Genomic DNA, 774 nt, shown 5'->3' with positions numbered 1-774 from the left:
TTTTACCAGAAGTGGCTAGTCTAACCGCAAGGAGGACGGTCACCACGGTAGGATTCATGACTGGGGTGAAGTCGTAACAAGGTAGCCGTATCGGAAGGTGCGGCTGGATCACCTCCTTTCCAGAGCTTCTCGCAAAGTTGAGCGCTCACGCTTATCGGCTGTAAATTAAAGGCAGACTCAGGGGTCTGTAGCTCAGTCGGTTAGAGCACCGTCTTGATAAGGCGGGGGTCGTTGGTTCGAATCCAACCAGACCCACCACCGTCTTGTGGGCGGTACACACCTGAGAAATTCTGTACATGGGGGCATAGCTCAGCTGGGAGAGCACCTGCTTTGCAAGCAGGGGGTCGTCGGTTCGATCCCGTCTGCCTCCACCAATCACCAACGCTAAGGGCTTGGTTCAGACACTGAACCGAGAATTTTGCATTGGCGATTGAGCCAGTCAGAGTGATACGTAGTACGTATCGGCTGTCGTTCTTTAACAATCTGGAAGAAGTAAGTAATTTGGATAGCGGAAGCGTCTCGAGATGGACGTGAAAACTATCCGGGTTGTGATTGTATCGATGTATCTCAAGATGATTCGAACTCTATGTTCGACTCAATTTGGAATACGGCACAACGCGAGAACTCAACCTGTAGCGACTGTCGATGAGACAGACTCGTTATAGGGTCAAGCGAACAAGTGCATGTGGTGGATGCCTTGGCGATCACAGGCGATGAAGGACGCGGTAGCCTGCGAAAAGCTACGGGGAGCTGGCAAACAAGCTTTGATCCGTA

Annotated in this window: 2 tRNA genes and 2 rRNA genes; all 4 read left to right on the top strand. The window is 51.6% G+C overall.

What is annotated here, in order from left to right:
• Positions 1-119, top strand: a 16S ribosomal RNA gene (locus DPV79_RS41550); the annotation flags it as partial.
• A gap of 62 nt (positions 120-181) precedes the next feature.
• A tRNA-Ile gene (locus DPV79_RS41545) sits at positions 182-258 on the top strand.
• Positions 259-298: 40 nt separating this feature from the next.
• Positions 299-374: transfer RNA gene (locus DPV79_RS41540), tRNA-Ala, on the top strand.
• A 291-nt stretch (positions 375-665) separates the two neighbouring features.
• Positions 666-774 (top strand): 23S ribosomal RNA (locus tag DPV79_RS41530); the annotation flags it as partial.

It is taken from the genome of Burkholderia reimsis, assembly GCF_003294055.1.
Classification (GTDB): Bacteria; Pseudomonadota; Gammaproteobacteria; order Burkholderiales; family Burkholderiaceae; genus Burkholderia; species Burkholderia cepacia.
This window is presented reverse-complemented; position numbering and strand designations above follow the sequence as displayed.